The 25,828-nt window shown below is 68.5% G+C and carries 23 protein-coding genes; 6 read left to right on the forward strand and 17 right to left on the reverse strand.

Going from position 1 to position 25,828, the window contains the following annotated elements; genetic code table 11:
* Nucleotides 1–10: 10 nt before the first annotated feature.
* The 5 genes from MRBLMI12_RS13625 to MRBLMI12_RS13645 are packed head-to-tail and all read right to left on the reverse strand — an operon-like array spanning nucleotide 11 to nucleotide 5,165.
* Nucleotides 11–955, reverse strand: a complete 945-nt coding sequence (locus MRBLMI12_RS13625) for a glycosyltransferase (protein ID WP_363356962.1) — start codon at nucleotides 953–955, stop codon at nucleotides 11–13.
* Nucleotides 952–1,815 carry an SGNH/GDSL hydrolase family protein gene (locus tag MRBLMI12_RS13630; RefSeq protein WP_363356963.1) on the reverse strand — a complete coding sequence of 288 codons (864 nt, stop codon included), beginning with the start codon at nucleotides 1,813–1,815 and terminating at the stop codon, nucleotides 952–954. The genes MRBLMI12_RS13625 and MRBLMI12_RS13630 overlap by 4 nt, the downstream gene beginning before the upstream one ends.
* Entirely contained in the window at nucleotides 1,812–2,669 is an 858-nt protein-coding gene (locus tag MRBLMI12_RS13635; protein WP_363356964.1) for a glycosyltransferase family 2 protein, read from the reverse strand. The genes MRBLMI12_RS13630 and MRBLMI12_RS13635 overlap by 4 nt, the downstream gene beginning before the upstream one ends.
* Nucleotides 2,666–4,240, reverse strand: a complete 1,575-nt coding sequence (locus tag MRBLMI12_RS13640; protein WP_363356965.1) for an O-antigen ligase family protein — start codon at nucleotides 4,238–4,240, stop codon at nucleotides 2,666–2,668. Before MRBLMI12_RS13640 ends, MRBLMI12_RS13635 begins: the two co-directional genes overlap by 4 nt.
* A gap of 31 nt (nucleotides 4,241–4,271) precedes the next feature.
* Nucleotides 4,272–5,165 carry a hypothetical protein gene (locus tag MRBLMI12_RS13645; protein WP_363356967.1) on the reverse strand — a complete coding sequence of 298 codons (894 nt, stop codon included), beginning with the start codon at nucleotides 5,163–5,165 and terminating at the stop codon, nucleotides 4,272–4,274.
* A 247-nt stretch (nucleotides 5,166–5,412) separates the two neighbouring features.
* Here MRBLMI12_RS13645 and MRBLMI12_RS13650 point away from each other — a divergent pair, with 247 nt between their 5' ends.
* From MRBLMI12_RS13650 to MRBLMI12_RS13675, 6 genes are all read left to right on the forward strand, one after another.
* Complete coding sequence (locus MRBLMI12_RS13650) at nucleotides 5,413–6,636, forward strand: glycosyltransferase family 4 protein (RefSeq protein ID WP_363356968.1); 1,224 nt, start codon at nucleotides 5,413–5,415, stop codon at nucleotides 6,634–6,636.
* Nucleotides 6,623–7,552, forward strand: coding sequence for a glycosyltransferase family 2 protein (locus MRBLMI12_RS13655; protein ID WP_363356969.1), 930 nt, complete (start codon nucleotides 6,623–6,625; stop codon nucleotides 7,550–7,552). Before MRBLMI12_RS13650 ends, MRBLMI12_RS13655 begins: the two co-directional genes overlap by 14 nt.
* On the forward strand, nucleotides 7,552–8,958 hold the full coding sequence (locus tag MRBLMI12_RS13660; protein ID WP_363356970.1) for a wax ester/triacylglycerol synthase domain-containing protein: 1,407 nt from the start codon (nucleotides 7,552–7,554) through the stop codon (nucleotides 8,956–8,958). The genes MRBLMI12_RS13655 and MRBLMI12_RS13660 overlap by 1 nt, the downstream gene beginning before the upstream one ends.
* On the forward strand, nucleotides 8,955–9,518 hold the full coding sequence (locus MRBLMI12_RS13665; protein ID WP_363356971.1) for an acyltransferase: 564 nt from the start codon (nucleotides 8,955–8,957) through the stop codon (nucleotides 9,516–9,518). The genes MRBLMI12_RS13660 and MRBLMI12_RS13665 overlap by 4 nt, the downstream gene beginning before the upstream one ends.
* A 43-nt stretch (nucleotides 9,519–9,561) precedes the next feature.
* Nucleotides 9,562–11,250: a S8 family serine peptidase gene (locus MRBLMI12_RS13670; protein WP_363356972.1), complete on the forward strand. Its 1,689-nt coding sequence runs from the start codon at nucleotides 9,562–9,564 to the stop codon at nucleotides 11,248–11,250.
* Between the two features lie 581 nt (nucleotides 11,251–11,831).
* Nucleotides 11,832–12,155, forward strand: a complete 324-nt coding sequence (locus MRBLMI12_RS13675; RefSeq protein ID WP_363356973.1) for a GIY-YIG nuclease family protein — start codon at nucleotides 11,832–11,834, stop codon at nucleotides 12,153–12,155.
* 342 nt (nucleotides 12,156–12,497) lie between these two features.
* Here MRBLMI12_RS13675 and MRBLMI12_RS13680 read toward each other — a convergent pair whose 3' ends face one another.
* The 12 genes from MRBLMI12_RS13680 to MRBLMI12_RS13735 all read right to left on the reverse strand — a co-directional run bounded on the left by MRBLMI12_RS13680 (nucleotide 12,498) and on the right by MRBLMI12_RS13735 (nucleotide 25,810).
* On the reverse strand, nucleotides 12,498–14,072 hold the full coding sequence (locus MRBLMI12_RS13680) for a lipopolysaccharide biosynthesis protein (protein WP_363356975.1): 1,575 nt from the start codon (nucleotides 14,070–14,072) through the stop codon (nucleotides 12,498–12,500).
* A complete protein-coding gene (locus MRBLMI12_RS13685; protein WP_363356976.1) occupies nucleotides 14,069–15,349 on the reverse strand; it encodes a hypothetical protein in 1,281 nt (426 codons plus the stop codon). The genes MRBLMI12_RS13680 and MRBLMI12_RS13685 overlap by 4 nt, the downstream gene beginning before the upstream one ends.
* A complete protein-coding gene (locus tag MRBLMI12_RS13690) occupies nucleotides 15,346–16,395 on the reverse strand; it encodes an acyltransferase (RefSeq protein WP_363356977.1) in 1,050 nt (349 codons plus the stop codon). The genes MRBLMI12_RS13685 and MRBLMI12_RS13690 overlap by 4 nt, the downstream gene beginning before the upstream one ends.
* Before the next feature lie 22 nt (nucleotides 16,396–16,417).
* The gene (locus MRBLMI12_RS13695; RefSeq protein ID WP_363356978.1) at nucleotides 16,418–17,110 is read right to left on the reverse strand and encodes a hypothetical protein; all 693 of its coding nucleotides are present in this window, start codon (nucleotides 17,108–17,110) and stop codon (nucleotides 16,418–16,420) included.
* A gap of 154 nt (nucleotides 17,111–17,264) precedes the next feature.
* Nucleotides 17,265–17,423, reverse strand: coding sequence for a hypothetical protein (locus MRBLMI12_RS13700; protein ID WP_363356979.1), 159 nt, complete (start codon nucleotides 17,421–17,423; stop codon nucleotides 17,265–17,267).
* A gap of 222 nt (nucleotides 17,424–17,645) precedes the next feature.
* Nucleotides 17,646–18,917 (reverse strand): O-antigen ligase family protein, encoded by a 1,272-nt coding sequence (locus tag MRBLMI12_RS13705; protein ID WP_363356980.1) that lies wholly within the window; start codon nucleotides 18,915–18,917, stop codon nucleotides 17,646–17,648.
* Between the two features lie 51 nt (nucleotides 18,918–18,968).
* Entirely contained in the window at nucleotides 18,969–20,429 is a 1,461-nt protein-coding gene (locus tag MRBLMI12_RS13710) for a lipopolysaccharide biosynthesis protein (RefSeq protein ID WP_363356981.1), read from the reverse strand.
* On the reverse strand, nucleotides 20,429–21,478 hold the full coding sequence (locus MRBLMI12_RS13715) for a polysaccharide pyruvyl transferase family protein (RefSeq protein WP_363356982.1): 1,050 nt from the start codon (nucleotides 21,476–21,478) through the stop codon (nucleotides 20,429–20,431). Before MRBLMI12_RS13715 ends, MRBLMI12_RS13710 begins: the two co-directional genes overlap by 1 nt.
* Nucleotides 21,479–21,483: 5 nt before the next feature.
* On the reverse strand, nucleotides 21,484–22,362 hold the full coding sequence (locus MRBLMI12_RS13720; RefSeq protein WP_363356983.1) for a glycosyltransferase family 2 protein: 879 nt from the start codon (nucleotides 22,360–22,362) through the stop codon (nucleotides 21,484–21,486).
* On the reverse strand, nucleotides 22,362–23,477 hold the full coding sequence (locus tag MRBLMI12_RS13725; RefSeq protein WP_363356984.1) for a polysaccharide pyruvyl transferase family protein: 1,116 nt from the start codon (nucleotides 23,475–23,477) through the stop codon (nucleotides 22,362–22,364). Before MRBLMI12_RS13725 ends, MRBLMI12_RS13720 begins: the two co-directional genes overlap by 1 nt.
* Nucleotides 23,474–24,529, reverse strand: a complete 1,056-nt coding sequence (locus MRBLMI12_RS13730) for a glycosyltransferase family 4 protein (protein ID WP_363356985.1) — start codon at nucleotides 24,527–24,529, stop codon at nucleotides 23,474–23,476. Before MRBLMI12_RS13730 ends, MRBLMI12_RS13725 begins: the two co-directional genes overlap by 4 nt.
* Before the next feature lie 207 nt (nucleotides 24,530–24,736).
* Nucleotides 24,737–25,810, reverse strand: coding sequence for a glycosyltransferase (locus MRBLMI12_RS13735; protein WP_363356986.1), 1,074 nt, complete (start codon nucleotides 25,808–25,810; stop codon nucleotides 24,737–24,739).
* Nucleotides 25,811–25,828: the final 18 nt, after the last annotated feature.

Consider the following 25,828-nt stretch of genomic DNA (forward strand, 5'->3'; position numbering starts at 1 on the left):
ATGCCGGTGCTCAGAGCGGCACGGGGGCGAGGTCTTCCGAGCTCACGGCACGCCAGCGGCGCGCGGTGTCGAGGGTCGACGCGCGGAGCGAGGAGGGCTCGCAGACGATGGCGAGCCCGCGGTCGCCCAGGAACCGCGCGAGATCCTGCTGGTGCGCGTCGACGTGCTCGCCGTGCTCGACCGAGCGCGGTGCGAGCACCGGCACCTTGCCGGCGGACAGCGCGGCCAGGGCGGTGCCGGTGCCGGCGTGCCCGATGATCACGTCGGCCTGCCGGAGTGCCGCGCCGAGCTCGCTCGAGGGCAGCGACGAGACCGCCGTGATCGGAAGGTCCGACACGTCCGTGGCGCCGACCTGCCACAGCGTCTCGACGTCGCCGTCGAGGTCGCTGAGAGCGGCGCGCGCGCCGTCCACGAGCCGTCGGTACCCGAAGTCGCCGTTGCCGCCGACGGTGACCACGGCACGGCGGATCGGCGCGGGGTCGTCGACGGGTTCGACGCGGAAGCCGTCGAACACCGACAGCGCGTACCGCCACCGGGCGTTCACGGCGTGCGGGTACTGCACGTAGCGGTCGACCCACGGCACGCGCTCCATCACCTTGCCCGTCGCCGAGATGCCGGTGACGCGCGTCGCGCTCTCGATGTAGGTGAACGGCACGCGCCGCGCCGACGCGGGCACGAGCGCCGACAGCGCGATCTGGGCGCCCGTGCTGATGACACGGTCGACCCGGTGATCCCGCATCGCCTGCAGCGCGATGCCCGTGTCGCGCATGACGCCCGCGTAGTCGCGCGGCGGCCGGGTGGGCACGTGGTACACCGTCTGGCCCTCCAGCAGCGACCGGCTCTGCGCGGTGTCGTCGGTGAGCCAGACGACGTCGTCGCCGTCGGCGACGCGGGGGGCGAGCATGGTCAGCTGAGTGAGGTGGCCGCCCGAGATCGCGACGAGGAGCGTGGTCATGGTGCGGCCTCCATGAGGGTGTCCCAGGCGATCTCGGCGATCACCTGCTGGCCCGCCACGGACGGGTGGAAGTGGTCGATCGCCGAGATCTCGGCGGGCGAGAACTCGTAGGCGAACACGGCGCCGCCGTCCGAGATGCAGGCGCTGTCGGCGGCGCACACCTCGGCGATGACCGCGTTGAGCTCGTCGGTGCGCGCGGCGACGGCGTCGCGCCGCTCGGTCGCGGCCGCGTCGGTGGCGGCGGCGTCACCGAGCAGGTTGCTGCACGACGGACTGCTGTCCCAGACGTCCCGAGTGCCCTGGTCGTCGCGGCCGACCTCCCACAGCCGGTGGAGGTCGGGGATCGACAGCGCGAGCACGCGGGCGTCGGGCAGGCCCTCGCTGAGCGCGGCGAGAAGTGCTGTGTACGACGCCCGGAAGTCCTCGACGCTCGTCATGCCGTCGACGTCGGGGGCGCAGACGTCGTTGCCGCCGAGCAGCACCAGCACGAGTTCGGGCTCGGCCGCGATCACCTCGTCGACGCGCGCGACGGCATCCGCGACCGTGCCGCCGTCCTTCGCGGCGTTGACGGTGTCGGGAACGCTGCCGTTGGCTGCGCCGATGCGCATCGCGACCGAGCCGACGGCGGGCTCGTCGCCGGTGGCCCAGCTCGCGGCGGTGCAGCGCCCGGGTTCGGCGCAAGCGTTCACGCCCAGGGTCATCGAGTCTCCCAGCGCGCCGATCGTGGCGACCTGCGAGAGCGTGGGACTCGACTCGAGCTCGTCGAGATCGACTGGCTCGGGTGCGGGCGCCCCCGCGCAGGCGGTGAGCACCGCCAGGAGCAGTGCGATCGCGGCGGTCGTCGCGGCTGGTCTTCTCATGCCATCACCCGGCTCGTGTCGTCTCGGTTCCAGGTCCGTGTGCGCGCGCGAGCGATGTCGCGACGGGCGAGCACGTTCGGCAGCGTCCAGCTGACGCAGTACACGGCGAAGGGCACCCAGAGGCCCGGCCGTGCCGCGACCCGTCGCGCGAGCCCGCCGCGGGATGCCGCGGACGGCCGCGCGGCATCCTGGTGCTGCACCCGGTCGGGAAGCTCGCGGTTGCCACGGGCGATGCGGACCGAGCGGCGCAGGTGCGCCCGCATGTCGGCCGCCGAGCGCACGCTGAACGTGTGGTCCGCGAGCATCGCGCGCTCGGCGGGGGCGAAGAGCTGCTGCACGAACCGGTCGTCGGCGATGACGTCGGGCCATGCGTCGAACCGGGCGCGGCCGGCCCGCGTCAGCGCGTAGACCCCCGAGCCGATGTGATCGCTCCGGCGGTAGTCGCTGAGCTCCCAGATCCGGTAGTGCTGACGGACGAGCCAGGACGCCCCGGAGGTGTCGACGTGCAGGCGAGGAGATGCGACCTCGATGCCGGGCGCGTCGAGGGCGTCGGCGAGTGCCAGCAGGGCGTCGGCGTCGATCCGCACATCGGCGTCGACGTAGGCGCGGGGGAAGACGGACGCCGCGTCGTCACCGGCCTGCAGCGCCGCGATCTTCGAAGCATGCGGCGTCTCGACGACCTGGACGCCGTCGTAGGCGCGGGCGCGGGCGGCGGTGTCGTCGGTGCAGCCGTTCGCCGCGACGACGATCTCGAAATCGTCCCTCCGGCCGGAGTCGCACAGCGCACCCAGCACGCGGTCGATCACCGCCCCCTCGTCGTGCGCGGGGATGACGATGCTCAGCCGCGCGGTCACCGGCCGGCCTCCGGGGTCCATGCCGGCTTCGGCGCCGCGGCCGTGCGCGATCCCTCGGTGACGACCCACGCGGCGACCGCGAGCAGCATCATGTGCACGAGGAACGACTGGAAGAAGCCGAACGCGTCGAAGAAGAACAGCGCCGCGCTGTAGCCGGCGATCGAGACGGCGAGGGCGAAGGCGAGCAGCGCGTGCCGCGGCTCGGCCGCCCAGCGCAGGGCGTAGACGAGCAGCATGACGACCGGCGCGAGCATGAAGATCGCGTAGCCGATGACGCCGAGTGCGCCGCCTTCCATCAGGATGCTGAGCACCTGGTTGTCGAGGATGAACGAGTTCGCGTCGTCGCCGACGACGATACGGCTGCCGAACCCCTGCCCGAAGAAGGGGTACTGGCGCACTTCGACGAAGGCCGGTTCCAGGTCGGCGAGACGCCCGGCGCCCGTCATCCCCGCTGAGGTGTACTGCGATGCGATGAGCGTGTCGACGTCGAGGAACGACAGCAGCATCGACTCGACCTGGGCCGGCACGAGGAACATCGCGAGCAGGAGCGCCGGCACCGCGAACGCCGCCAGCAGCAGCGCGACCTTGGGCCGCAGCAGCAGGGTGAGCAGGAACATCACGCCCATCACCACGACGGCCGTGCGCGAGATGGCGGCGACGATTCCACCGAACACGATGACGGTGCCGATCCCGTACGCGATGCGCCGATTCCACACGTTGCGCGGCCAGATGGCGTACTTGGCCAGGTAGATGAGGATCGGCAGGAACATGCACAGCATGACCGCGAGGGCGATCGGATGCTGCGCCGAGCCATACGCGCGATTCACCCCGGCCCGCATGGCGTCGCCGCCGTCGTCACGGATCACGACCAGCGGCAGGAAGTTCGCGAGCATCAGGAAGACGTTCGTGCGGGCGACGCGCTCGAAGACGGCGAGGAAGGCCACGATCACGGCCATCCACGTGAGCACCATGAGGAAGCCCATCACCATGCGCTCGCTGGTCAGCATCTGGCGCACCGAGAAGAACACCGACAGCAGGACGCCGAGCTGGAAGAAGCCCGACAGTGCGGTCGTGGCCAGCCCCTCGTTCACCAGCCGCATGCCGTTCGCGATGAACGACACCAGCAGTGTCGCGAGGAAGATGCCGATGGGCCAGCCGAAGGCGACAGGGCGCCAGCGCCGTGACCGGTCGAACAGGAACGCGAGCCCGAGCGCGGCGATCGCGATGAAGATCATGAGGCGGTACGCCTCGAGCGCGAACGGCAGCGGGATCGGCAGCGCGTAGCGGCGGGCCGGGATGAACATGACGGTCGCGGCGAGCAGGAACAGCAGCGCCGGCCACGTGAACAGGATTCGGCGCAGCAGCACGATGAGCGCGATGCCGAGGAGGGCTGCCCCCACCGCGATGGGCGGAAGGAAGATCACCCCGGCGATCACGATCGCGGCGAACAGGACCGCGATCCCGGCGACGGTGCCCCAGTGGGGGCGTCCTCCGTCGCCGGGCGCGACCTGGACAGGTGGAGCGTCGGTCTCGTCGGCGGGTGTGATGGGCGGTGCGCTTCCGGACGACATGTCGTGGCTCCGAACCCGGGCGACCGACGGCCTACGCGGTCTCGTTCTCGTTAGCGGCGCGCCCGGCTCGGCGCGAGGGCGGGCCGGCGCCTACGAGCTCGCCGACCTCGGCATCGAGTGCGATGCCGGTGGGCTCGGCCGCGGTGACGCCGGGCTCGGCATCCGTTCCGCTCGCGGGCTCTGCTGCGGCATCGCCGGCCGCCTTCGTGCGTGCGGCCTTGCGCCGGGCGGAGCGCGAGCGCAGCCCGGCGATGATGAACACCAGGACCACGAATGCGAGGAACACGCCGACGAAGGTGACGACGACGGGGATGGCCGGGTTAGAGGAGTCGCCCTCGACGGCGTCGCTCGCGCCGAGCGGCTCGATGAGCACACGCAGCTCGGGTGCGATCTCCTGCGCGTCCTGCTGGGCGACGACATAGGCCGTGAAGGCGGTCGCGGCGGCGCGCGAGATCTCCTCGGCGCGCGGGGCGGTCTCGGCGGTGCCGACGGCCTCGAGCACGGGCAGGTCGTAGCGACCCGGGAAGCGTTCATCCCCGGTGGGCTGCGTCGTGCGTCGCAGCGCTGTGATCGACTCGGTTTCGTCGTCGAGCGGACCGATCTCGGCTTCGACCGTGTCCTGGATCATGTCGCTCGACAGGATGTACGCGTACACGAGCGCGGTCGAGGACATGTCGATGACCTGCGGGTCGGACGTCCCCTGCTCGATGGGGACACCCGGCACCTGCGACTGGTAGAGCCGGTCGGACTCGCTGGTGAGCAGCATGGTCGTGGCGGCCGTCCACGTCTGCTGCGCTCGCGAGACGACCTGCCCTTCGACGATCGCGAAGCCGGCGAAGAACGCGGCCACGGCGGCGACGAGCGCGCCGAAAGCCAGCACCCACTTGTAGTTCCAGAGGACTTGCAGATACTTCGGAGTCTCCATGAGACACCCTCTCTCCGTGTGCTTCCGGACGCAGACCGTCCGAACCCCCAGCACGCCATCGGGCCGTCCACGTCGCGCACCGGATCCCAGATGTGGTGTCGCGACAAGACTTGCACTGCCATAGTCGCCCCGCATTGTTAACGGCGCCCTGTGCGTTTGTTGCACGGGTGTAAAGACTGAGCGACATTCGCCAGCCCGGGTTGTGTCCGTCTTGACGGCTCCCACAGAGTGGTCAGCGAGAGCCGGCATGGCTCCCGTTGGTGGCGGGCCTCGTCCTGGGGGAGGTGGCGTTCTGGCAGTCCTGTACAGCTTCCCGTTTGCGCTCGGCTCGCCGGGCATCGGCTTCACCGCATGGAACCAGGCGAACGAACTGGTGCGCGCCGGAGTCGACGTCCACATCGTCGCCGGGTCGGTCGAGAAGCCGATCGAAGGTGCGGCATCCGTGCGCGCGACCCTCACCGTGCGCGGTCGGCGCGTGCCCCACCGCGCGATCGGTCGCGACCGCGCGATGCGCATCCACGATGCTGTCACTGCGGGTCTCGTCGGACGGCTGCTCGACGGGGGCGCGGATGACGTCGTGCACGCATGGCCGCTCGCGTCGGCCCGCACGCTGCGGGCGGCGCGGCGGCGCGGCATCCCGGGTGTGCGCGAAGTTCCCAACACCCACACGGCGCACGCGTACGAGGTCGTGGCGCGCGAGTACGCGTCGCTCGGCCTGGAGCCGCGTCGCGGCGAGAGCCACACCGTCAACGCGCGCCGACTGGCCACCGAAGAGAGCGAGTACGCCGCCGCGGCCGGGCTGCTGGTGCCGAGCGAGGCCGTCGCCGTCTCGTTCCTGGACCGCGGGTTCGACGACAGCCGGCTGCTGCGGCACCGCTACGGCTGCACGGTGGCCGTACCGCCTGCCCGCGGCAGCGGCGGGCCGTTCACCGCGGTGTTCCTCGGCAGGGGCTCCCCGCGCAAGGGACTGCACACCGCGCTGCAGGCGTGGACGGCGTCGACGGCGGCCGCCACCGGGCGGTTCCTCGTCTACGGGCTCCTCGACGAGGACTACGCGGCGCTCCTGGCACCGCTGCTCGCTCACCCCAGCGTCGAGGTGCGCGGCGTCACCTCGGAGCCCATGCGCGTGCTGGCATCGGCGGATGTGCTGCTGCTCCCGACGGTGGAGGAGGGCAGCGCCCTCGTGACCTACGAGGCGCAGGTGGCCGGGTGCGTGCCGCTTGTCTCGACCGCTGCGGGCGCGGTGATCGACGAGGGCGTGACCGGATTCACTCACGACGTGGGCGATGTCGGCACGCTGACGGCGCAGCTCGACCTCTTGATCGCCCGCCCCGACGCGCTCGCCACGATGTCGCGCGCCGCGATGGCCCGGGCGGACGAGCTGAGCTGGGCGGCGGCGATCCAGGCGACCCTCGCGGCCTACCGTGAGGCGGCGCGTCTGGTGAGGGGGTCGTCGCATGCCGCGGCCTGAGGACGTGACCCTGGCGATCTGCACGCGCGAGCGGCCCGAGATGCTGACCGCGGCGCTCGCCTCGTTCACGGCGGTGACACCGCCCGGCGTGCAGATCCTCGTGGTCGACTCGGCGTCGACGACGACGGCGACCCGGATCGTCGCGGAGGCGGCAGGCGTCGACTACGTGCGCAGCGACATCAAGGGGCTGTCGATCGCCCGCAACCTGGCGCTCCACACGAGCGACCGCCCGATCGTGGTGTTCACCGACGACGACTGCGCCGCGGTCGACGGCTGGATGGCGCCGATCCTCGAGGGCTTCGACGCGCCGGTCGTCGGAGCGGTGACGGGACGGATGCTGGACCACACGCTCGTCGGCACGCAGCCGTCACCGCCGCCCCGGCGCTTCACCCGCACGATCGAGGGCATCGACGCCGGGCACGGCGCGATCATGGCGTTCCGGCGCGAGCGGCTCGTCGCGCTGGGAGGCTTCGATCCCGTGCTCGGCGCGGGGCGCCGGCTCGCCGGTGCGGAGGACCTCGACATGTTCTGCCGCATCCTCGATGACGGCGCGCACATCGTCTACGACCCCTCGTGCGTCGTGCATCACGTGCACACCCGCGCGGACGACGCCTACACCGCGCTGCATCACGGGTACGGGCTGGGGCTCGGGGCGCTCACGGCGAAGTGGGTGCGCCTGCGCGCGCTCGTCGGCGTGCGGCTGTTCGCGGTGGCGACCAAGCGCACGCTGTCGCGCGCGGTGCGCAATCGGCGCGAACCGCGGCGACGGGATGCCGACCTCGCACTGTTCCGCGGATTCCTCGGGGGCTTCTTCATCGCCGTGCGCTTCGCGCTCGACGGGCGCGTCTTCGTCGACCACGACCCGCCGGCCCCGATCTCGCTCGGGGTCGAGACACGCAGAGGAGGCGACGACTGATGAGCGCGCACACCGATCTCCCACGCCGGGCCGAGCTCATCAGCTCGCTCGACGAGAAGTACGTGTCGAATGCGGTCACGTTCGCGGCGATGCACGCCGCGGGCACGATGATCGTCGACGGCGCGCCGCTGCGCGGGCCCGACGGCACGCTGGACCGTGCCGCGATCCGACGGCGGGTCGAGCGGCTGAGCTGGTTCGCGCCGGCGATGCGGCAGCGCCTGGTGCCGACCCTGCTGCGCTTCACGACGCCGGCGTGGGTGCCGGTGACGAGTCTCGACCTCGACTATCACGTGCGGTTCGCCGAGGGCATCGAGCCCGACGATCCGACCCGCGTGGAGCGGTTCACGGGGCGGCTGAGCCCGACGATGGATCCCTCGCGCCCGCTGTGGGACTTCGAGTTCGTCGAGCTCGACTCCGGGCGCGTGGCGATCGTCATGCGCTACCACCACGTGGTCGGCGACGCGATGTACGGCCTGCGGATCGGCGATGTGATCGCCGGCACCGCGGCGATGGCCGAGCCGCCCGAGCCGGGGGAGGAGCAGTACCTCGAGCTCGGCATCCCGCCCCGCAACGGCATCGAGGTGCTCGCGCTCGCGTTCGCGCAGTGGCGCTCGCGCCACCCCGGTGTGCGGCAGGCGTGGCGGGCGTACTGGCGCAAGTCGTTCCGGATGCGGCTGCGCCGCTGGGGAGGCCGTCTGCTGCGCCCGGTCAAGAACGCGCGCATCGCGCGGACGGGACTGCTCGACGACGTGCGCGAGGGGCGCCGCTCGGCGTACGAGGCGGTCGACCTCGCGGCAGCCACCCGGCGCGCGTACAAGCTCGGCGGCACGGTGAACGACCTGGTGACGGCGGCGACCCTGGTCGCGATGGCGCGCCAGCGGCCCGACGCCGAGACCCTGTCGATCCTCGTGCCGATCTCGCGGCGCGGAGCGGGTGACGGCGGGGTGCGCAACGACATCAGCGTCGTCAAGGTGGCGGTGGCGGCATCCGCCCCGCTCGAGCAGATCGTGCCGAGCGTGCGCGCGCAGGTGCAGGCTGCGGTGGATTCCGGCGGCTCGGTGGTCGAGGGTGCCGAGGATTGGGTGGGCTACGCCACCTCGGTGACCTGGGGTCGCGACGACCGCTTCTTCGGCACCGCCGCGGTCGAGACGGTGACCGGCTGGCCGGCGGGCGATCCGCGCGACGAGGTGGCGTGCCTGGCGTGCTCGTACCGTCGCGAGCTCGTGATCAGCGTCACGGCGCGCTCGTCCGTCGACCTGCCCGCCCTGATGGCGGTCTACCGCGAGCTGCTGGCGCCGGTGCCGGTGCCGGTGCCGGTCGCCGCCGGCGCCCCGGGCGGCGCCCCGGCTGGCGCCCCGAGCGGCGCTTCGGGCCGTGTGGATCCTGTCGCGGGGGTAGCGGGATGAGCCGCCTCCGGAGCGCGCTCGCGTCGGTGTTCGACCCGCGCACGCTCGTGCACGGTCTGCGCCTGGCGCACTTCCACGGCTACTCGTTCGTGCGGCAGGTGCCGCTGATCCGGATGGGGCCGGGGGTGTCGATGGCTCCGAACGTGTCGTTCCGCAACGGGGAGCGCATCTCGATCGGCGCCGGCACGCACATCGGCGAGTTCAGCCTGATCTGGGCGGGCAACCAGACCGGCCGCATCGAGATCGGCGAGAAGTGCCTGTTCGCCCCGCACGTGATGGTGACAGCGTCGAACTACGGGGTAGAGCGCGGCCCGGTCCCGATCATGGACCAGCCGAAGATCGAGAGCGACGTCGTGATCGGTGCGGGCTCGTGGCTCGGCGCGAACGTCGTGGTGCTGGCGGGCGTGACGATCGGCGAGGGCGCCGTCGTCGCTGCAGGGGCAGTGGTGACGAAGGACGTTCCGGCGTTCGCGATCGTCGGAGGGGTTCCGGCGCGCGTCATCGGCGAGAGGCCATCCGGCCAGAAAGTGGGGATGAGCAGTGGGGAAGCTCAGCAGTAGCGCCAGGTCTTCGGCGCGCGGGAGGAAGCACTCGACACAGGGGATGCGGTTCGCGGGACTGGCGGTGGGGACCGCCGTCGTGGCGTCGCTCATCGGCGGCGGCGCGGCGTCGGCATCGTTCGCCGCCGGCGAGACGGCGGGCGTGTACACCGTCAGCTTCCGATCGATGGACGGGATGGATGCCGCGCTCACGGGCATCGCGGCAGAACCCGACGCCGTCTACGACAGCGTCGTGAAGGGCTTCACGGGATACCTCACGGCCGACGAGGTCGCGCTGCTGCGGGTGTCGCCGACGGTGCGGGGTATCTCGTCCAACAAGGTGGTGACCGGCGCCGCGCAGACGGTGCCGCCGGCGGTGGGAACAGTGGAGGCCGATCTGCCGCCGACGAGCGCCACGTCGGCGGGCGCGTGGGACGGCCCCGGGCTCGCCATCATCGACTCGGGCGTGAGCGTGCACTCGGATCTCAACGTCGCCCGGCAGATCAACTGCTTCGGCAGCGGCGACGGCACCGACGCGAACGGGCACGGCACCGGCGTCGCGGGCGCCGCGGCGGCGATCAACAACAGCGTGGGGCTGGTCGGCATCGCGCCGGGGGCGCCCATCACGTCGGTGCGCGTGTTGGACAACAAGATGCAGGGGACGCTCGCGACCCTCATGTGCGGCCTCGAGTGGGTGATGGACAACCACGAGCGCTACGACATCGCCGTGATGAACATGAGCATGCAGTTCGGGCAGGCCGACGACGGCAACTGCGGTTACACCAACGGCGACGTCATCCATCAGGCGATCTGCGCGCTCGTCGACGACGGCGTGGTCGTGGTCGCGGCGGCGGGCAACTCGACGCGCGACCTGGCGCAGTACTCGCCGGGCAACTTCGACGAGGTGATCACCGTCACGAACGTCGCCGACTACGACGGCAAGCCGGGCTCGCGCGCCGCGAAGCTGTGCACCGAGTCGTCGGCTCCGGTCGACGACACGATCAACCCGAAGAGCAACTGGGCGGTGAGCGCTGCCGATCGTGCGCACACGATCGCGGCTCCCGGCACGTGCCCGTACACGACGAAGAAGGGCAACCGGTACGGCTACATCGCGTCGGGGACGAGCATGTCGGCGGCGGTGATGTCGGGCGTCGTGCTGGCGTGCTTCGCCGAAGGCTCGTGCGAGGGTCGCACGCCGCGGGAGGTGTTCCAGGTCCTCGAGGCGCAGGCGCAGGCGGCCGCGACCACGCGCGGCAAGCGCTTCGCCGGCGACCCGCTCAGCCCGATCTCCGGGCGGTACTCCGGCTGGCTCGCGTCGACAGTGCCCACGGGCATCACGCCCACGCCGACGCCCACGCCGACGCCCACGCCGACGCCCACGCCGACGCCGACCCCGACGCCCACGCCGACCCCGACCCCGACCCCGACGCCGACTCCGACCCCGACGCCGACGCCGACGCCTGACACGCAGGCGCCGAACGCGACGATCACCGCGCCCGCGGCGGGTTCGACGGTGTCGGGCACCGTCACGGTGCGGGTGGTCGCCACCGACAACGTAGCGGTCACCGGGGTGACGCTGTGGTCGGGTGCGACCAGGCTCGGCACGCTGACGAAGCAGTCCGACGGCTCGTGGAGCGGCAGCCTGTCGTCGCGCAGCTACCCGAACGCGACCTACCCCGTGCATGCGCGGGCGGTGGATGCCGCGGGCAACACCGGTTACAGCCCGACGATCTCGCTGACCCTGCTCAACTGACCCCGCCCCCCGGTCGTTGAGCCGAGGGGCTCCGGCGCCCCGCCCCCCGGTCGTTGAGCGGAGGGCGCCCCGGCGCCCGCAGTCGAAACGCGCCGAGTGTTCGGGGAGGGTGAGGCGCGTTTCGACTCGCTCGTCCCTCGCTCGCTCAACGACCGGGCCCTCACTCCCCCCGGTCGTTGAGCGGAGGGCGCCCCAGCGCCCGCAGCCGAAACGCGCTGCCCCCTCACCCCCCGGTCGTTGAGCGGAGGGCGCCCCAGCGCCCTGCAGTCGAAACGCGCTGCCCCCCTGCCCCGCCGGTCGTTGAGCGGAGGGCGCTCCAGCGCCCGCAGTCGAAACGCCCTGCCCCCTGCCCCGCCGGTCGTTGAGCGGAGGGCGCTCCAGCGCCCGCAGTCGAAACGCCCTGCCCCCTGCCCCGCCGGTCGTTGAGCGGAGGGCGCTCCAGCGCCCGCAGTCGAAACGCGCCGAGTGTGCCGGGGCGTCGGGCCCCTCTCGACTCCTCCACAAGGACCCCCGCGGGCGCCCTGTCCACGCAGCACCCCGTCCGCGGCGCATGGCCTACCCGCCGCAAGCAGGATGACCTCATGGCTTACGTCTACATTCTGCGTTGCGCCGACGGCACCTTCTACGTCGGCAGCACCGTCGACCTCACTCGGCGCCTCGAGACGCACAACGCCGGCATGGGGTCGGCATACACGCGACGGCGGCTGCCGGTGGAGCTCGCGTGGTCGGGGGAGTACGAGCGCATCGCCGACGCCTTCGCGTGGGAGAAGCGGATTCAGGGGTGGAGCCACGAAAAGCGGGAGGCGTTCATGGCCGGAGGCCTCGACGCTGTGATCGGCTGGAGCAAGCGCGGCTCCCCTCCGCCCCGCCGCCCCCTCCCGGTCGTTGAGCGGAGGGCGCTCTAGCGCCCGCAGTCGAAACGCCCCCGCCGCCCCGCACCGGTCGTTGAGCGGAGGGCGCTCTAGCGCCCGCAGTCGAAACGCGCCGAGTGTTCGGAAGCGTCAGCCGCGTCCCCACTCGCCCATTCCTCACTCGCTCAACGACCGTGGCCTCCCCCCCGGTCGTTGAGCGGAGGGCGCTCTAGCGCCCGCAGTCGAAACGCCCCCGCCGCCCCCCGGTCGTTGAGCGGAGGGCGCTCTAGCGCCCGCAGTCGAAACGCGCCGAGTGTTCGGAAGCGTCAGCCGCAGTCCCACTCGCCCATCCCTCGCGCCCTCAACGACCGGGGAGACGGCGTCATCGCGCCGTCGTCAGCGGTTCTGCTCGAGCTGCTTCTTCTCGATCTCGGCGTCGAGCACGTCCCCCGGGGTGGCGGCGTCTTCCAGCAGCACATCCTCGTACGCCTCGGCCGCAGCTTCCGGCGCGGCGGCGCGGTCCTTCGGCTTGCGCATCTGCTTCACGAACCCCATGATCTGGGCCACGTCGCGCCGGTAGGCGGGGATCAGCAGCAGCGGCCCGAGCACGAGAGCCCCCGCAACCCCACCCACCAGAATCTCGAGGATTGCGATGAGGTCGACGGCCCGCGTCGCGGCGAACGCCGAGCCGAAAGCGAGCAGCGCGAACAGCAGCGGGCGCAGCACGGGGTAGAAGATGTCGCTGCCGCGCACGAAGGTGCCGCGGATCGCGAACGCGAAGCCGGGGATCAGGAGCAGTGCCGACAGGATGCCGTAGGTCAGGGCGAGCCCGTAGATCCCGCCCCACCAGATGCCGACGAAGAACCCGACGACCACGAGGGGCCGCGCGACGAGGTCGTAGAGCAGCTGCTGGTGCGAGCGGCCCATGGTGATGAACAGCCAGCCGCGCACCTTGCCGATGCCTTGGGCGATGCCCGCGATGGCGAGGATGCTGAACAGCACGGCGGCCTGCTCCCAGCCGGGGCCGAGCAGGATGGCGAACAGCGGCTCCGACACCGTCGCGAGGATCGCGTAGGTGGGCAGCGTGAGATAGCCGATCACGAGGAGGGCGCCGCGGATGTAGCGGCGGTAGCGGTCGCCGTCGTCCTGCAGCTTGCTGAGCACGGGCAGCGCGACGCGCCCGATCGGCCCGTTCAGCTGCTGCAGCGGCATGAGGAACAGCGCGTACGCGCGCGAGTACTGGCCGAGCACGGCGGGGCCGAGCTGTTGGCCGATGATCACGGTGTCGGCGTTGCGCTCGACGTAGTTGAGCAGCTCGGCGCCGAAGATGCTCCCGCCGCGCGTGACGAGGGGCACCACGTCGCGGTGGATGCGCGGCCAGCCGGGCCAGGGCCGGATCGCGAGCCACAGCATCACGAGCCGCACGACGAGTCCGGTGCCGACCATGACGATGAGCGCCCAGTACCCCCACCCGAGCAGACCCGCGGTGATCGCCGCTGCGACGCCGCCCACCATCGAGACCACGTCGATGCGGGCCAGCAGCGCGAACTTCAGCTCGCGGGTCGCACGCGCCTGCAGCGGCATGGTGAGCCCGTTGACGATGAGGCTCGGCGCGATCACGAGCGTGATGAGCACGAGCTGGGGCTCGTCGTAGAGGTTCGCGATGAGCGGGGCGCACGCCGCGAGGATGCCGCCCAGCACGACGCCCAGCGCCAGTGCGAGCCAGAAGAGGCTCCGCCAGGCGCGCTCCGAGATCTCGCGCGCCTGGATGATCGCACCGGTGAGGCCGAAGTCGCGGACGAGGTCGATGATTCCCGAGATCGCCGTGACCATCGCGACCAGACCGAAGTCCTCGGGGCTCAGCAGGCGCCCGAGCAGCATGATCGCGGCCATCTGGATGAGGGTCTTGCCCCACATCCCGCCCATGGTCACGACGATGCCGCGCGACGCGCGGTGAGCCAGGTCGGTCATGTCCAGATCGACTTCAGGTACGCGTCGGTGGGGGTGGGCACCAGGGCGTCGAACTGGCTGGCGCCCCACGAGTCCATCGAGCTGTCGTAGGTCCACCGGCCCGACGCAACAGGGTTGCGGGTGGTCGCCTCCGCGTACGAGACCTTGGTGTTCGAGACGCCGCCCCACTTGCTGCGGTACATCGAGCCGAAGATGTAAGAGTCTTTGGCGTAGAGCTGGAAGTCCTCGCCGATCCCGTTGAGGGCCTGTGCGAGCTTCGGGGCGTCGGCGTTGGCGGGCTTGGGGTAGCGGGCGCGAATCGCGGTGGACTGCGACGTGATGATGCTGTGGTCGAGCGTCAGGAACGGCGTGCCCTTGTTCGGGTCGTCGCTGCGCATACCGCCGATCTGGAGGGCGCAGTTGAGCGAGCCGAAGAAGGTCGTGTCGCGCACGGTGAGCCCGCGGTACCAGCCCGACCCGTACATCTGGATCGTGTCGACGTGGTCGCTGGCGCCGGTGGGGCGGAACACCGGTGCCGAGTAGCATCCGTCCCACACGCTGTCGGTGAGCACGCAGTCGGCGCCCGCGGCATAACCGAGTGGGTCCGAGATGTCGGCCTTCGCGTTGCTCATGACGATCTCGTAGGCGCCGCATTCGCGGGTGGTGGCCCCGTACGACGAGGCCATGCTGAGGCCTTCCGACATGGTCGACTGCGCCCAGGCGCTGCGCGTGCAGTTGGTCATCAGCACGTCGACGCCGTTGATGCGGGCGAACGTGACGCCGTACACCTCGCGCAGGCGCGCCGGCTCGGTGATGATGACCGAGCCCCACCCGTCGCGGGGTGAGACGAGCACGTTCTTGCTCCACTGGGCGCTGCCGAGCCCCTGCAGCACGGCCTTCGATCCCGATGACGCGCCCAGGCCGGGCAGGGTGCCCGGCCGCACCTTGATGTGCACGCCGGCGGCGGCCTTCGATGCGGTGACCGCCAGCAGTGCGGTGCGGATGGCCGCCCACGTGCAGGCGACCTCGACCGTCGTCGTGACGGTGTCTTTGATCCAGGGCGTGTGGGCGGGCCAGTGGGTGCCGTTGGGTCCGAACGAGCGGACCACCGCGGGGCGGGCGGCGCCGACGATGGCCGCGGGCGCAGCGGTCGGAACCGAAGAGGCGGAGGGGACGGATGCCGTCGCCGACGGCGACGCCGCGGTCTGGGCGGGTGTGCACATGGCGGTGGCCGCCGCGGGTGCGGCGACGGCGAGCAGGCGGACGAAGGATCGGCGGCTGAGCGGGTTGTTGTTCATCGTGGAGACCTTCCGTCGGAGGTGGACAGCGAACCGGAGGACGAGGCGGCGGCACCCACGCGGCGAGAGGGCCATGCGAACAGCAGGTCGAGAGCGGGCAGCACGTGCAGCAGTCGCACCATGACGACGCCCGCGCCGAGTCCGAACGCGAAGCCCACGGCGAGGGCGATCCAGGCGTTGCCGGTGAGCGCGCCGAGGGCGACGCCGGCGCTCGCCGGCCACCAGTGCACGATGTAGTACACCAGCGAGTCGCGCCCGACGGCGCGCAGCGGTCGCAGCATCCGTGCCGATCCGATGCGGCGCGCGATCACGATCGCGATGCCGATGCCGCCGGCGGCGAAGGGCGCCGACAGGGCGGTGTATCGCAGGCCGACGCCGACGGCCGCCGCGGCGACGGTGGCGAGGGCGAGTGCCGCGCAGCCCCAGACGACCCAGCGGCGCGCGAGGGTGCGCTCGAGGGCGCCGACGTGCTGCGAGAACCACACGCCGATCATGAAGAACACCAGCAGCAGGAAGAATCGCCGGGCGCCGAAGTCGGGCACGAGCGCGGCGGCGACGAGCGCGCCGGCGGCGATCCACAGCGGCGGTACGCGGGGTGTGACGAGCGCGATCATATAGAAGAGGAACAGGTCGTACAGGAACCACAGGTGCTCGACCGGGTCGTACAGCGGCAGCAGCAGGTCCCACGGGGTGACGACGTGCGCGGTGACGCCGCCGACGATCCCTTCACGGATGCCGAACGCGTACAGCAGTGCGAGCGCGATGACCGACCACACGAGGTACGGGTACAGCACTCGGCGCACCTTGCCGGCGACGTAGGCGCGCGGGCCGCGGGCGAGCGATGCGCTGACGAGCAGTCCCGAGAGGAACACCATCAGCGGCATGCGCACGGGGGAGAAGACGGTGTTGAGCACCCACGCGACTTCGGGTGCGCCGAGAGGGGAGGAGCTCGCGAAGAGCACGGCGTGGTTGAACACCACGAGGATGATCGACGTCCCGCGAAGGACGTCCATCCACTCGATGCGCGACTTCTCGACCGCTGCCATCTGTCTCCGAGCTTCGGCGTGCTCAGGTTCTCCGGCGCCGGCTCAGCGCGATGCCGCCGGTGATGGCCGCCACGGCGGCGAGGGTCGCGGCGAGGGTCCAGCCGACGGCGGCGCCGGTGGCGGCAAGCGCACCGTCGGCAGCGGGGGACGTGGGGGTCGCCGCTGCCGACGGCACAGGCGTCGCCGAGGCCGTCGGCACAGGTGTCGTCGGGGTGGGAGTCGGCGTCGCCGTCTGGGTGGGTGTGGGAGTCGGCGTCGGGGTGGGAGTCGGCGTCGGGGTCGGCGTGGGAGTGGGGGTCGGCGTGGTGCCGCAGCCGATGACGGTGACGAGCGGGCTCGGGTAGGTGATGAGGCCGGTTGTCCACGATGGCTCAGCATCGTCGGGAGTGGCGTAGCCGTAGGCGATCGCAGACGTGTCGTGGAGGTCTTCGCAGCGGTGCCCGGTGATGGTCGCGTCGTACGTGCGCACTTCGCCCGGTTCGTAGCGACTCGGCCCCCAGGTGTTCACGTTGCCGTCGGGACCGTTGATGCGTGCGGCGCCCCACGCGGGAACCGATGACGCGTTGCGGGTGTAGACCGAGATGTCTGCCACGGTGGGCGAGGTGAACTCGATGACGACGCTGGCCTCGCCGAGCACGGCGCTGCTCTCGGCCGACGCCGCGTGAACGGCGGCAAGTGCTCCTCCGCCGAGGCCGAGGGTGATCGCGGCCGCCATGATTGTGACTCGTCTGCCTCTGTACATGTGCTCCCCAAGCCCAAAAGAGAACGCCCGGGGCCGTTCCCTTCCGGCTCCGGGCGGCAGTGCCCCATCTAGGTGCCACGCTACGGCGATCCGGCCGGCGGGGGGTTACTGTCGCGTTTCGTCTCGGTTAAGCCCCGTGTTCAGGAGTTTGGGATGCCGCGCTGTCGCCGTAGTAGTGGCGCACGGACTTCCGCGAGTCGATGACGAGGAGCGCGTAGAGCGTGACGGCCGCGGTGGCGACGAGGGCGACAAATGTGAGGGCGACGGTGACGATGACTCGGATCACGGTGGGGGCGAGGCTCCGGGGGGACTGGCGGTGTGGGGTGCGCATCAAGCCTAGGCGTTCACGCGATTGCTCACCGGGGACGCGCGGTGCGGTCGCCCATGCGGCTGCATGTGTCGAGGCTGTCGCCTGGCCGCGCAGCGGCGGGCTGCCCGTCAGCGCGGTTCCCGTGCGGCGATGCCCGCTCTGCGCCGCGCTGCAGCATGGACGTTGTCAGCGATCCGATCACCCGCGGGTCGTCTGCGCGGCCTGCGGCGAGCGTCGCAGCTTCTCGTCGGGGCTGTGGATTCTGCCCCGAAGTTGTTCAGAGATGAACGCGAACGCGATCAGGACCGGGAGCCAGTAGTGGGACTGGGTGTAGAACGCGGAGGTCATCGCGAAAGCGAGCATTGAGACGATGACGGCCGAAGGTGAGATGTAGTCCGTGTGACGAAACCCGCTGAACGCTTGAACGACCATCACGACGACGAGCAATCCGAACCCAATCAAGACGAATACGCCGCCCTGGTACCACCCTCGAAGTAGGAAGTTGTGGACGACCAGCGAGGGAGTGAGGGTGCCCTGGTTCATGGCGTCCATCCCGACGCCGACGAGGGGATCAGAGGTTATGTAGTCCCAGGACCATTTGTACGTCTCGACTCGGACAAGCCATGACGCCGTCCCGTCGTCGGTAACCCCGGTCACCTGATCAACACGGTCAGAGAGCGCGTCGGGAAGCAGAGTGGCCAAGTTGCCACCGGTGGCAACCAGCGCGATCACTAGTCCAAGCGCCAGGAGCACGATAGCGGCAACCCGGTACCTCGTCGCGACTCGCATTGCATAGAACGCAAGACCAACCAAGAGCGTGAGCAAAGAGCTAAGACTCGCGGTAGCGGCGAGCGCTGACGCATTCACGAGCAACGACGCAAGAAGTATCCACCGGGGTGCCGCCCGTCGACGTAGAAGCTCCAGAAGAACGAGTACGGCGAGGACGGACATCACGCCCAGCACGTTTGGGTGGTAGGCAAGCCCGTTCACTCGCCCCTCTCGCGCGATTACACCGAACACGGATTGCCCTGTCATCTGAACGATCCCGGCAGCAGCGGACGCTGTCTGAACGGTGAGGGCGCATGCGAGTGCAACGCGCAGAAAGTTCGGGTATCGGCGCATTTGGAAGAGTATTGCTGGAGGAACGAGCGTGATGAAGGCAGCCATAGTGATCGCGACAGTCACGCTTGCCCCCGCACTGCTGTTCGATCCCGAGGCGAGTCCTCCAATGATGATGAGTGCCGATGCTCCGACGAGGATCCCCTGCATCCGCGGCAGCGCCAGGCGGCCGAGGAGCAGGCTCATGAGCGCGGCCGCGATCGGTAGAAGTCTCACCTCGTTGGAGACGAGGACGTAGAGGAGCTGCTGTATCGGGACTGTCGCGATGACGAGCACCCACACCCAGCCGTCGAGTCCGAGCTGGCGTTGCTTCTGGGTACGGCGGGTTTCGTCATGCACAACGGCACTCACGAGCAGTCCTTACCCTTGGTTGGTACGAGCATCACGCCGGATCGGGTCGAACTACGCATAGCGTCCCCCGCGAAGCCCAAGCCTGGCAACGTGCACGGCGGTGCGAATACTCTTCCGACCGGATGGCACGAGCAATCCCACGATCGCGAACCACGCACCAAAGCCAGCGAGGGACCAGAGCAGGTGCTCAATCGCCGTCGATGTCACGTCGCCGATCACCCATCCGATTACTCCAAAGGGAACTGCAAACAGTGCAAGAATCGTGGCGGCCTGTGCGAAGACTGCGCGCCCGTCGAGCGCAGTCGTGCGTGCGCTCCACAGCGTGGAGATCGCCCAAGCCAGGGCGTACCCGATGCTGTGCCCCCATGCGACTCCCACAGCGCCCCAGGGTAGCCCACAGGCGATTGTGGCTACGACGAGCGGCTGCGTCACAAGGTAGGAGCGGAAGAGATTCTTCGTGCGCGAAGTAGCAACAAACGACCAGTATGTAGCCTGGTTCAAGGCTTTGAACACCCCACCCACACAGAGGGCTTGGAAGATTGGCACGGCGGCAATCCACTGCGGACCGAGCAGCCAATCGACCAATGGACCGGCCAATCCGAAGCACATCGCGTAGCCCGCGGCGATCGGAGCGCCAGCCGCAAGCTGAGCTGCCAGCAGTCGGCGGTTGAACGCACCCAATCCCGGGGTGCCTGACAGAACAGGCACTGCTACGCGTGTAAGTGGCGCCAGGAGTTGGTTCATCGGCGCCATGAGCAACTGATAGGCACGGCTGTAGTATCCGAGTTGGGTCGACCCCCAGGCCCACCCGAGCAGGTAGTTGTCTGCGTTGCGCGCCGCATACGCCAGTAGTTGGGCCCCTAGCAATCCGGCGCCGAAGTTCATGAACTCGCGCACCGACTCCCGGTTGGGTAACCCGGGGAACCACCGCGTGAAGAGGGTCGCAAGTAGCGCGCCACTCGCGGCCGTAGCTATTTGTTGAGCGGCGAGAGCCCACACAGAGGGGTCGATGGCCGCCCATGCGATCGCGGCGCCGAGCCCAATCACGACTGGAACAGTGTCGACGATGGTGAGGCGAATGAACTGCAGTCGTCGATTCAGTTCACCGCGAAACTGGGTGGAGTAGCCGGAAAAAACGAGACACAGCGCGAGCCAGTGCATCAGCGGCGTGAGTATCGGCAGCTTGAAAATCGTTGACAGGAGGGGGGCGACTGCGAATGTTGCAGTTGCCATCACTCCTCCCAGGCCGAGGTTGATCCAGAAGAGGTTCGACTTCTGTTTGCGGCTGAGCGGCACCGCGCGCGCGACGGCCAGTGCGAGACCGGAGTCGCGGATCAGTTCTCCGAGCGCGAGAACGCTAAGGCAGATTGCCATGACGCCGAAGTCCTCTGGAGCGAGCAGTCGCGAGAGGATGACGGTAGAAAGCAGTAGGACGACTATTCGCGCTAGCTGTCCGACCATGACGAAAGCTGCGCCTCTTGCTCCCTTCGCGCTGAGCGAGTCTGTCGCCATTACCGAACCAGTGTGAGGGACGCAGCCTGAGAGGCGATCCTGTCGCGCGCTGCACCAATCGACGATGCGAGGTACTCCTGTGTCGGCGCAGACACCAGTTCAGGAAGTTCTGGTGCTGGAATACCCTCGTACTTGCCCACCCACGGCATTCCTGCGCCGTCGAAGTGGCGTCGGACCTTTCCCTTCGAGGTGGGAACCCAACCGATCGGGATTGCCCCCTCAGAAGCCGCCACAATCAGACCATGAAGGCGGTCGCTCACGACGAACTTGGAGCGACCATAGACGTCGCGTACGACCGACTCGTGCTCGGCGTGATCTCGTCCTTCAAACAGAATCAGCTTCCCGCTTAGCCGCGTCGCGAGCTCGGCGGTTCGCTCGTTATCTCGGGCGACTTGAGAGACCGTGACGATTTCGAGCTCGTGGTCAGACGCCTGCTTTCGGATCCAGTCGAGCCAGTCGTCCGCTGGCAAGTTTCTGTCGCCTCGCAGGCTGACCACCAGGAGCTGACGGTTGCTCGCGTCCCACTCGTCAGTCGGTGTGCCTAGGCTGAAGGCCCAGTCTGGAACCAACTCGCTCCCAACGAGAAGTCGTTGCGTGTCGGGGTCGCGGGCCCACACGTGTGTTGCGATTCTGGCGGCCGACTTATATGGCGCGGACAGGAGGGACTCGGTAGGCGGGATGCCAACCCCCAGCCAAAGCAAGCGACCGCCCCGTATGCGCGCGAGACCGCCGAGCAAAGTCAGCGAAGCTAGGCGCAGGGCGCCGCTCCTCGACACGGGAACCTCGCCGGCATTTAGTGCGATTGTCGCTTTGCCACGAAGAGCAGCGCCTGCAGCGGCCCAGTACCACCTTGAGTAGGACCGCTCGACTCGATCATTTTCAGTCAGGCCCATACCGGAAAGGAAGTGCGCGTCAGCATCCCGGGTCCACACGCACGCGTCGCCTTTCTCAGGGGCGACCGCTTCGATGTAAGGCCGACGCAGGAGCGAGTCCCCGATGTTATCGAGCTGGCCAGATGCCCAGATGAAGTGTCTTGGTCGATTCGTCATCAGTTCTACCGATCTCTTGATTTCGCGCCGACCAACTGCTGGGCGACAAGGCTTGCGCTTCCCGCAAAGTCGAGCAGTACCCAGCGTGTGAGAGCGAGGCCGGCGCCGATCCAGTTCCTCGATGACACGTGAGCTCGCGCGATTCTTGCCTGAGCGGACCTGCGAATCTCACGGGGTGTCATGTGGGTGATCTCGATATCGAAAGCTTCGGCGTAGTAACTCCGCACCTGCTCCTTCGTGGTGATGGCACGTTCGGCTGACGCGACTGACTTGCCACCATCCATGCTGTACCGGCTGGTCGGTTCATCCCTCACTGCGATCGCGCCCGCTCTCGATAGCCGGATAAGGAGTTCGTAGTCGTCGGCGAAGCGCGGGTGAAGTGGTTCCGGCGACATCCGTTGCGACGCACGGAGTGCCGCCACGCGGACAACCGCATTGCACGGCGGCCACGGGCCATGACCCTTTACCAGCAAGCTCGTCGTAGTGACAGGCGTGAATCGCACCGGGAAGCGTTCCTCCTTCCCGCTTGATCGGCTGAAGCCCACGACGACACCGGCCGCGACCGCGATGCTCTCATCGTCGACCAACACCTCGATGGACCGTCGAACGCCATCGACCACGAGCTCGTCATCAGCGTCGAGGAAGATGACGAAGTCGGTGGAGACGGATTCCGCCCCCCGCTGGCGGGCTACCGCTGCACCCGCGTTTGCCTGGCGAATAACCGTCGCGCCGCTCGAGCTCGCAACTTGGGCGGTGGCATCTGAAGAGCCGTCGTCAACGACGATGACCTCTGTCGCTCCCGCCGCTCTTGCACTCTGGATAGCGTGTGTGATGACGTCCGCCGAGTTGAACGCCGGAATCACTACACCGAGGGTCGCCGGCATCACAGACCACCCCGCACAGCACTGAGGATTTCTTCACGGCTCGAGCGCAGACTTTCTACCGCGTTGTCCACCTGTGTCCAATAGGCCTGCGGGGCTGATGCCAGTTCGGACAGTTGATCAGCTACCGCAGCAGGGTCGAAGTCGAATGCGTTGTGGACGTACTCGGCTAGCCCGAGGTCCTCGTACGCGCCCCATCCCTTCCGCTCGTAGCTCAAGTGAACGGCTGGCACGCCATTTCGGATGCTTTGGATTGCACCGTGCAGTCGAACTGACACCACCACCCCGACGCGGTCCTGGCCAGCAGAAGTCGCCTGCACGAGACTCCGAGCAGACGCACTGAAGCCCAGGGAGTTCCGATAGAAATGACCGTCGTCGTTCCCCCGCGCGCTGGCCTGGACGAGAAGCTCTGCCCCGGTGAGTTCGCGCAGTGCCCGGATGTTCGAGACGTAGTGGCGGGTTCTCGTGCGTGTGGACGAGAGTGAACGTGCTACCAGACCGATGGGCTTGATCCCACTGCCGTTGCGCGACGCAGGCGCGATGGTTGCAAGCGCAAGAAGTGCATTGTCGGGCGCGCGGCGTGCGTTGGACGCACCCTTGAACAAGTCGAGCGACCGATCATCGCGCACGAAGTACGTCCCGACCTTTCGGAGGCGCGGCGCGAGCACTGGCGTGGGCAAGTACCGAAAGGGGCCGACGCTCTGCGGGAGATAGACAGATGATCCGTTGAGAATGGCCGCCTCCGTCTGCGGGACATGAGCGAGGTACGTCTTGATCGCTTCTGTCAGGGTTGCTCCGCGCATGTATCCCCCACCCACTGCGACCACCAGGTCCGCATCCCGAACTGCCTCGCGAACGCGGCGAGGGAGCCGGCTCCCGCGAAGGAGCGCTTTGATCGACGCGCCGAGCATAAGTTTGGTCGACGGTGTAGCGCCCGCTCCGGTAAGTGGGTGGATATACGTGACGTTCCCGACCGATCGGAAGCTATCTGGGTCAAGTGCTAGCACTAGGACATGCGGTGAGTCGAACGCTGCGTTCACAAGATCGAGCGCCTCCGCGACAAGGAGGCCGTCTCCAGAATTGGTTGAGCTGTATGCGTGGAGCACGACGATCTTCACCGGCCGACCTCCCTGAAGACGTCGGCATGCATCGCCGCAGACTCTGACCACTGGAACTTCGCTGCATTCGCGATGCCGAGTTCGCGGAGCCGAGCACGCTCCCTTGGCTCCTCGATGAGACTCAGCATCGCATCGGCGATCGACGCATCGTCGACGTCGGCGAGCATCAAGCTTGCTTGTCCAGCAACCTCGCCCAGCGAGCCGCGGTCGCTGCAAATAACGGGGGCGCCGCACGCCATCGCCTCCAGCACAGGGAATCCGAACCCTTCGTACAGTGACGGAAAACAGAACGCGAGCGTGTTCTGAAGGAGACTGATCATGTCGTCATCCGAAGTCCGGCCGACGTAGAGGACTCCTTCGTTGGACTCGACGGCCTTCAACGAGTCCTCGCTATCCCAGGCAGGCGAGCCGGATACAACGAGCGGGATCCCCGTTGCGCGGAATACACGCTGAGCTGCGTTCGCAAGCGCCACGATATTCTTGCGCGGGTCCAGGTTGCCGACGTATAGGAAGTAGTCCGACGGAACTCCAAGCCGAGCCTGTGTCGCTGCGAAGTCGCCACGCCGTGTCGTGTTGAATCTGTCGTGATCGATACCGTGGTGGATCACCGAGATTCGATCAGCGACCGTCGGCTCGAAGAACGCAATGTCATCGGCCGACGACTGGGAGACCGTAATGACCCGATCGCTCACGCGGGCGAGCTTGCGGACGCGAGATCGCCAGAGGCTATCTGCTCGCGGGGTCCGCACTCCCTCCATGTGCAGGGTAGCAAGACCATGAATAGTGCCGACGATCGGCACCTTGCCCCGCACGATGGCACCCGTATCCGCAGGAAAGTGAAGTGCCGTGTACCGCCGCGACGAACGGACCGGCCAGTACACGCTCTCCGAACCGGCGTAGAGGGCACTTCGAAGTCTCGCCGACGTGTCAGCCAGAGGAGGACGTCCGAGCGTGAAGCGGACGCCGAACTGCTCTATCCGCTCGTAGACACTTCGGACGTACCTGGTGTTCCCGCCAACCTGGCGGTCGTAGACGCGTGCGGAGAGCAGCACGTTTGGTTCGGAGCTCAACGACGGTCCTCAACTCTCATAGTGTTCGCGGGCGGCGAATGATGGGCTGTCGCGCGTGCCCGGCTGTCGCTGATGGCGTTGACGCTGTGCCTGAGCGATCCCATCGTGCCGGCTGGGCATCGGAACGAGTAGAGAGAATCGCGCCGGATGCGCGAACACCTCCACGTCGGCCAAGTTCTCGTCGGTCACTCAGCTTCTCTCCAGGCCGACCTTCATATACAGCGCCCGCAATTGCTCCCGTTGTGCGTCGTCGCTCATCGACTGATTGAGTGCGATGCTCCCAGCAAGGACTGCCTCCCCTTCCGGAGACCCGGGCACAAACACTTCGTGCGCGACCCGGGCAAGGTCTTCTGGAGAAGTCCGCTGCACGATCGGCACGCCGCGAAGGGGTTCAATCTGTCGAGCGATCGCGACGTGTCCAGATTGAAGGGCGTCTAGAAGGCTTAGCGGGAAGCCTTCGTAGGACGCGGTGTGAACGTATAGCCCTGGCCGAGAGAGCTCCGCAATCAGAGCTTCACCTGTGAGCCATCCGGTGACGCGGACCCCAGCTGCCTCGAGCTTCGCGCGAGCCTCCGGCTCGCCGTCGCCGATCCACACAAACTCGGTCTCCCTGTCCGTCGAACGGAGTGCTCGAGCAAACTGAGCGAAGAACGCTGGATCCTTCTGAGGGCAGATTCGGCCGATCATGAAGGCACGTCGTGCCTCGGGCAACGCAATCGGTGAGTTCAGGTCGATCGCAGGAACGTTGTTCAGCAGGTGCGTCCGTGCCGCGCCGTAGAGGCGATGTGTGAGACGGCGCTCATGGTCGCTCAAGACCACAGTCCACGTCGATCGCGGGGCAAGGGTCTTCTCTGCGAGGTGAGTCCATGCCCGTGCCAGCGGGCTGATTGTCGGGTCTTCGAACTTGTAGCAGTGTGGCTGGTAGATGACGGGCACATGCTTGGGAAGCGCTCGGGCAAAGACGCCAGCCCAACTGGAGTGCGCGTAGATTACGTCGGCGCCGATCTGTCTCGCGTGCCGTCCCACGGCCAGGATGCGGGTTGCGAAGGATCGCGGAAGACGCTCGACCGAGTCAAAGTACCGAAGGTCTGGCACTTCGGAACCTTCGTAGAGCAGGTGATGGGTTGCCCCATCAGGTGAGTTCGCGAGCATCGAGTGCACCGCCCGGCTGATGCCGCCCTGGAACACATCTGTAACGTGAAGAACTCGAAGCGTCCGAGCGGGTGTGGGTGCGCTCGCGACGGTCTGTTGCAGACTAGTCATTTCCGGTTGAGTCCTATG

This window comes from Microbacterium sp. LMI12-1-1.1 (assembly GCF_040676455.1).
Classification (GTDB): Bacteria; Actinomycetota; Actinomycetes; order Actinomycetales; family Microbacteriaceae; genus Microbacterium.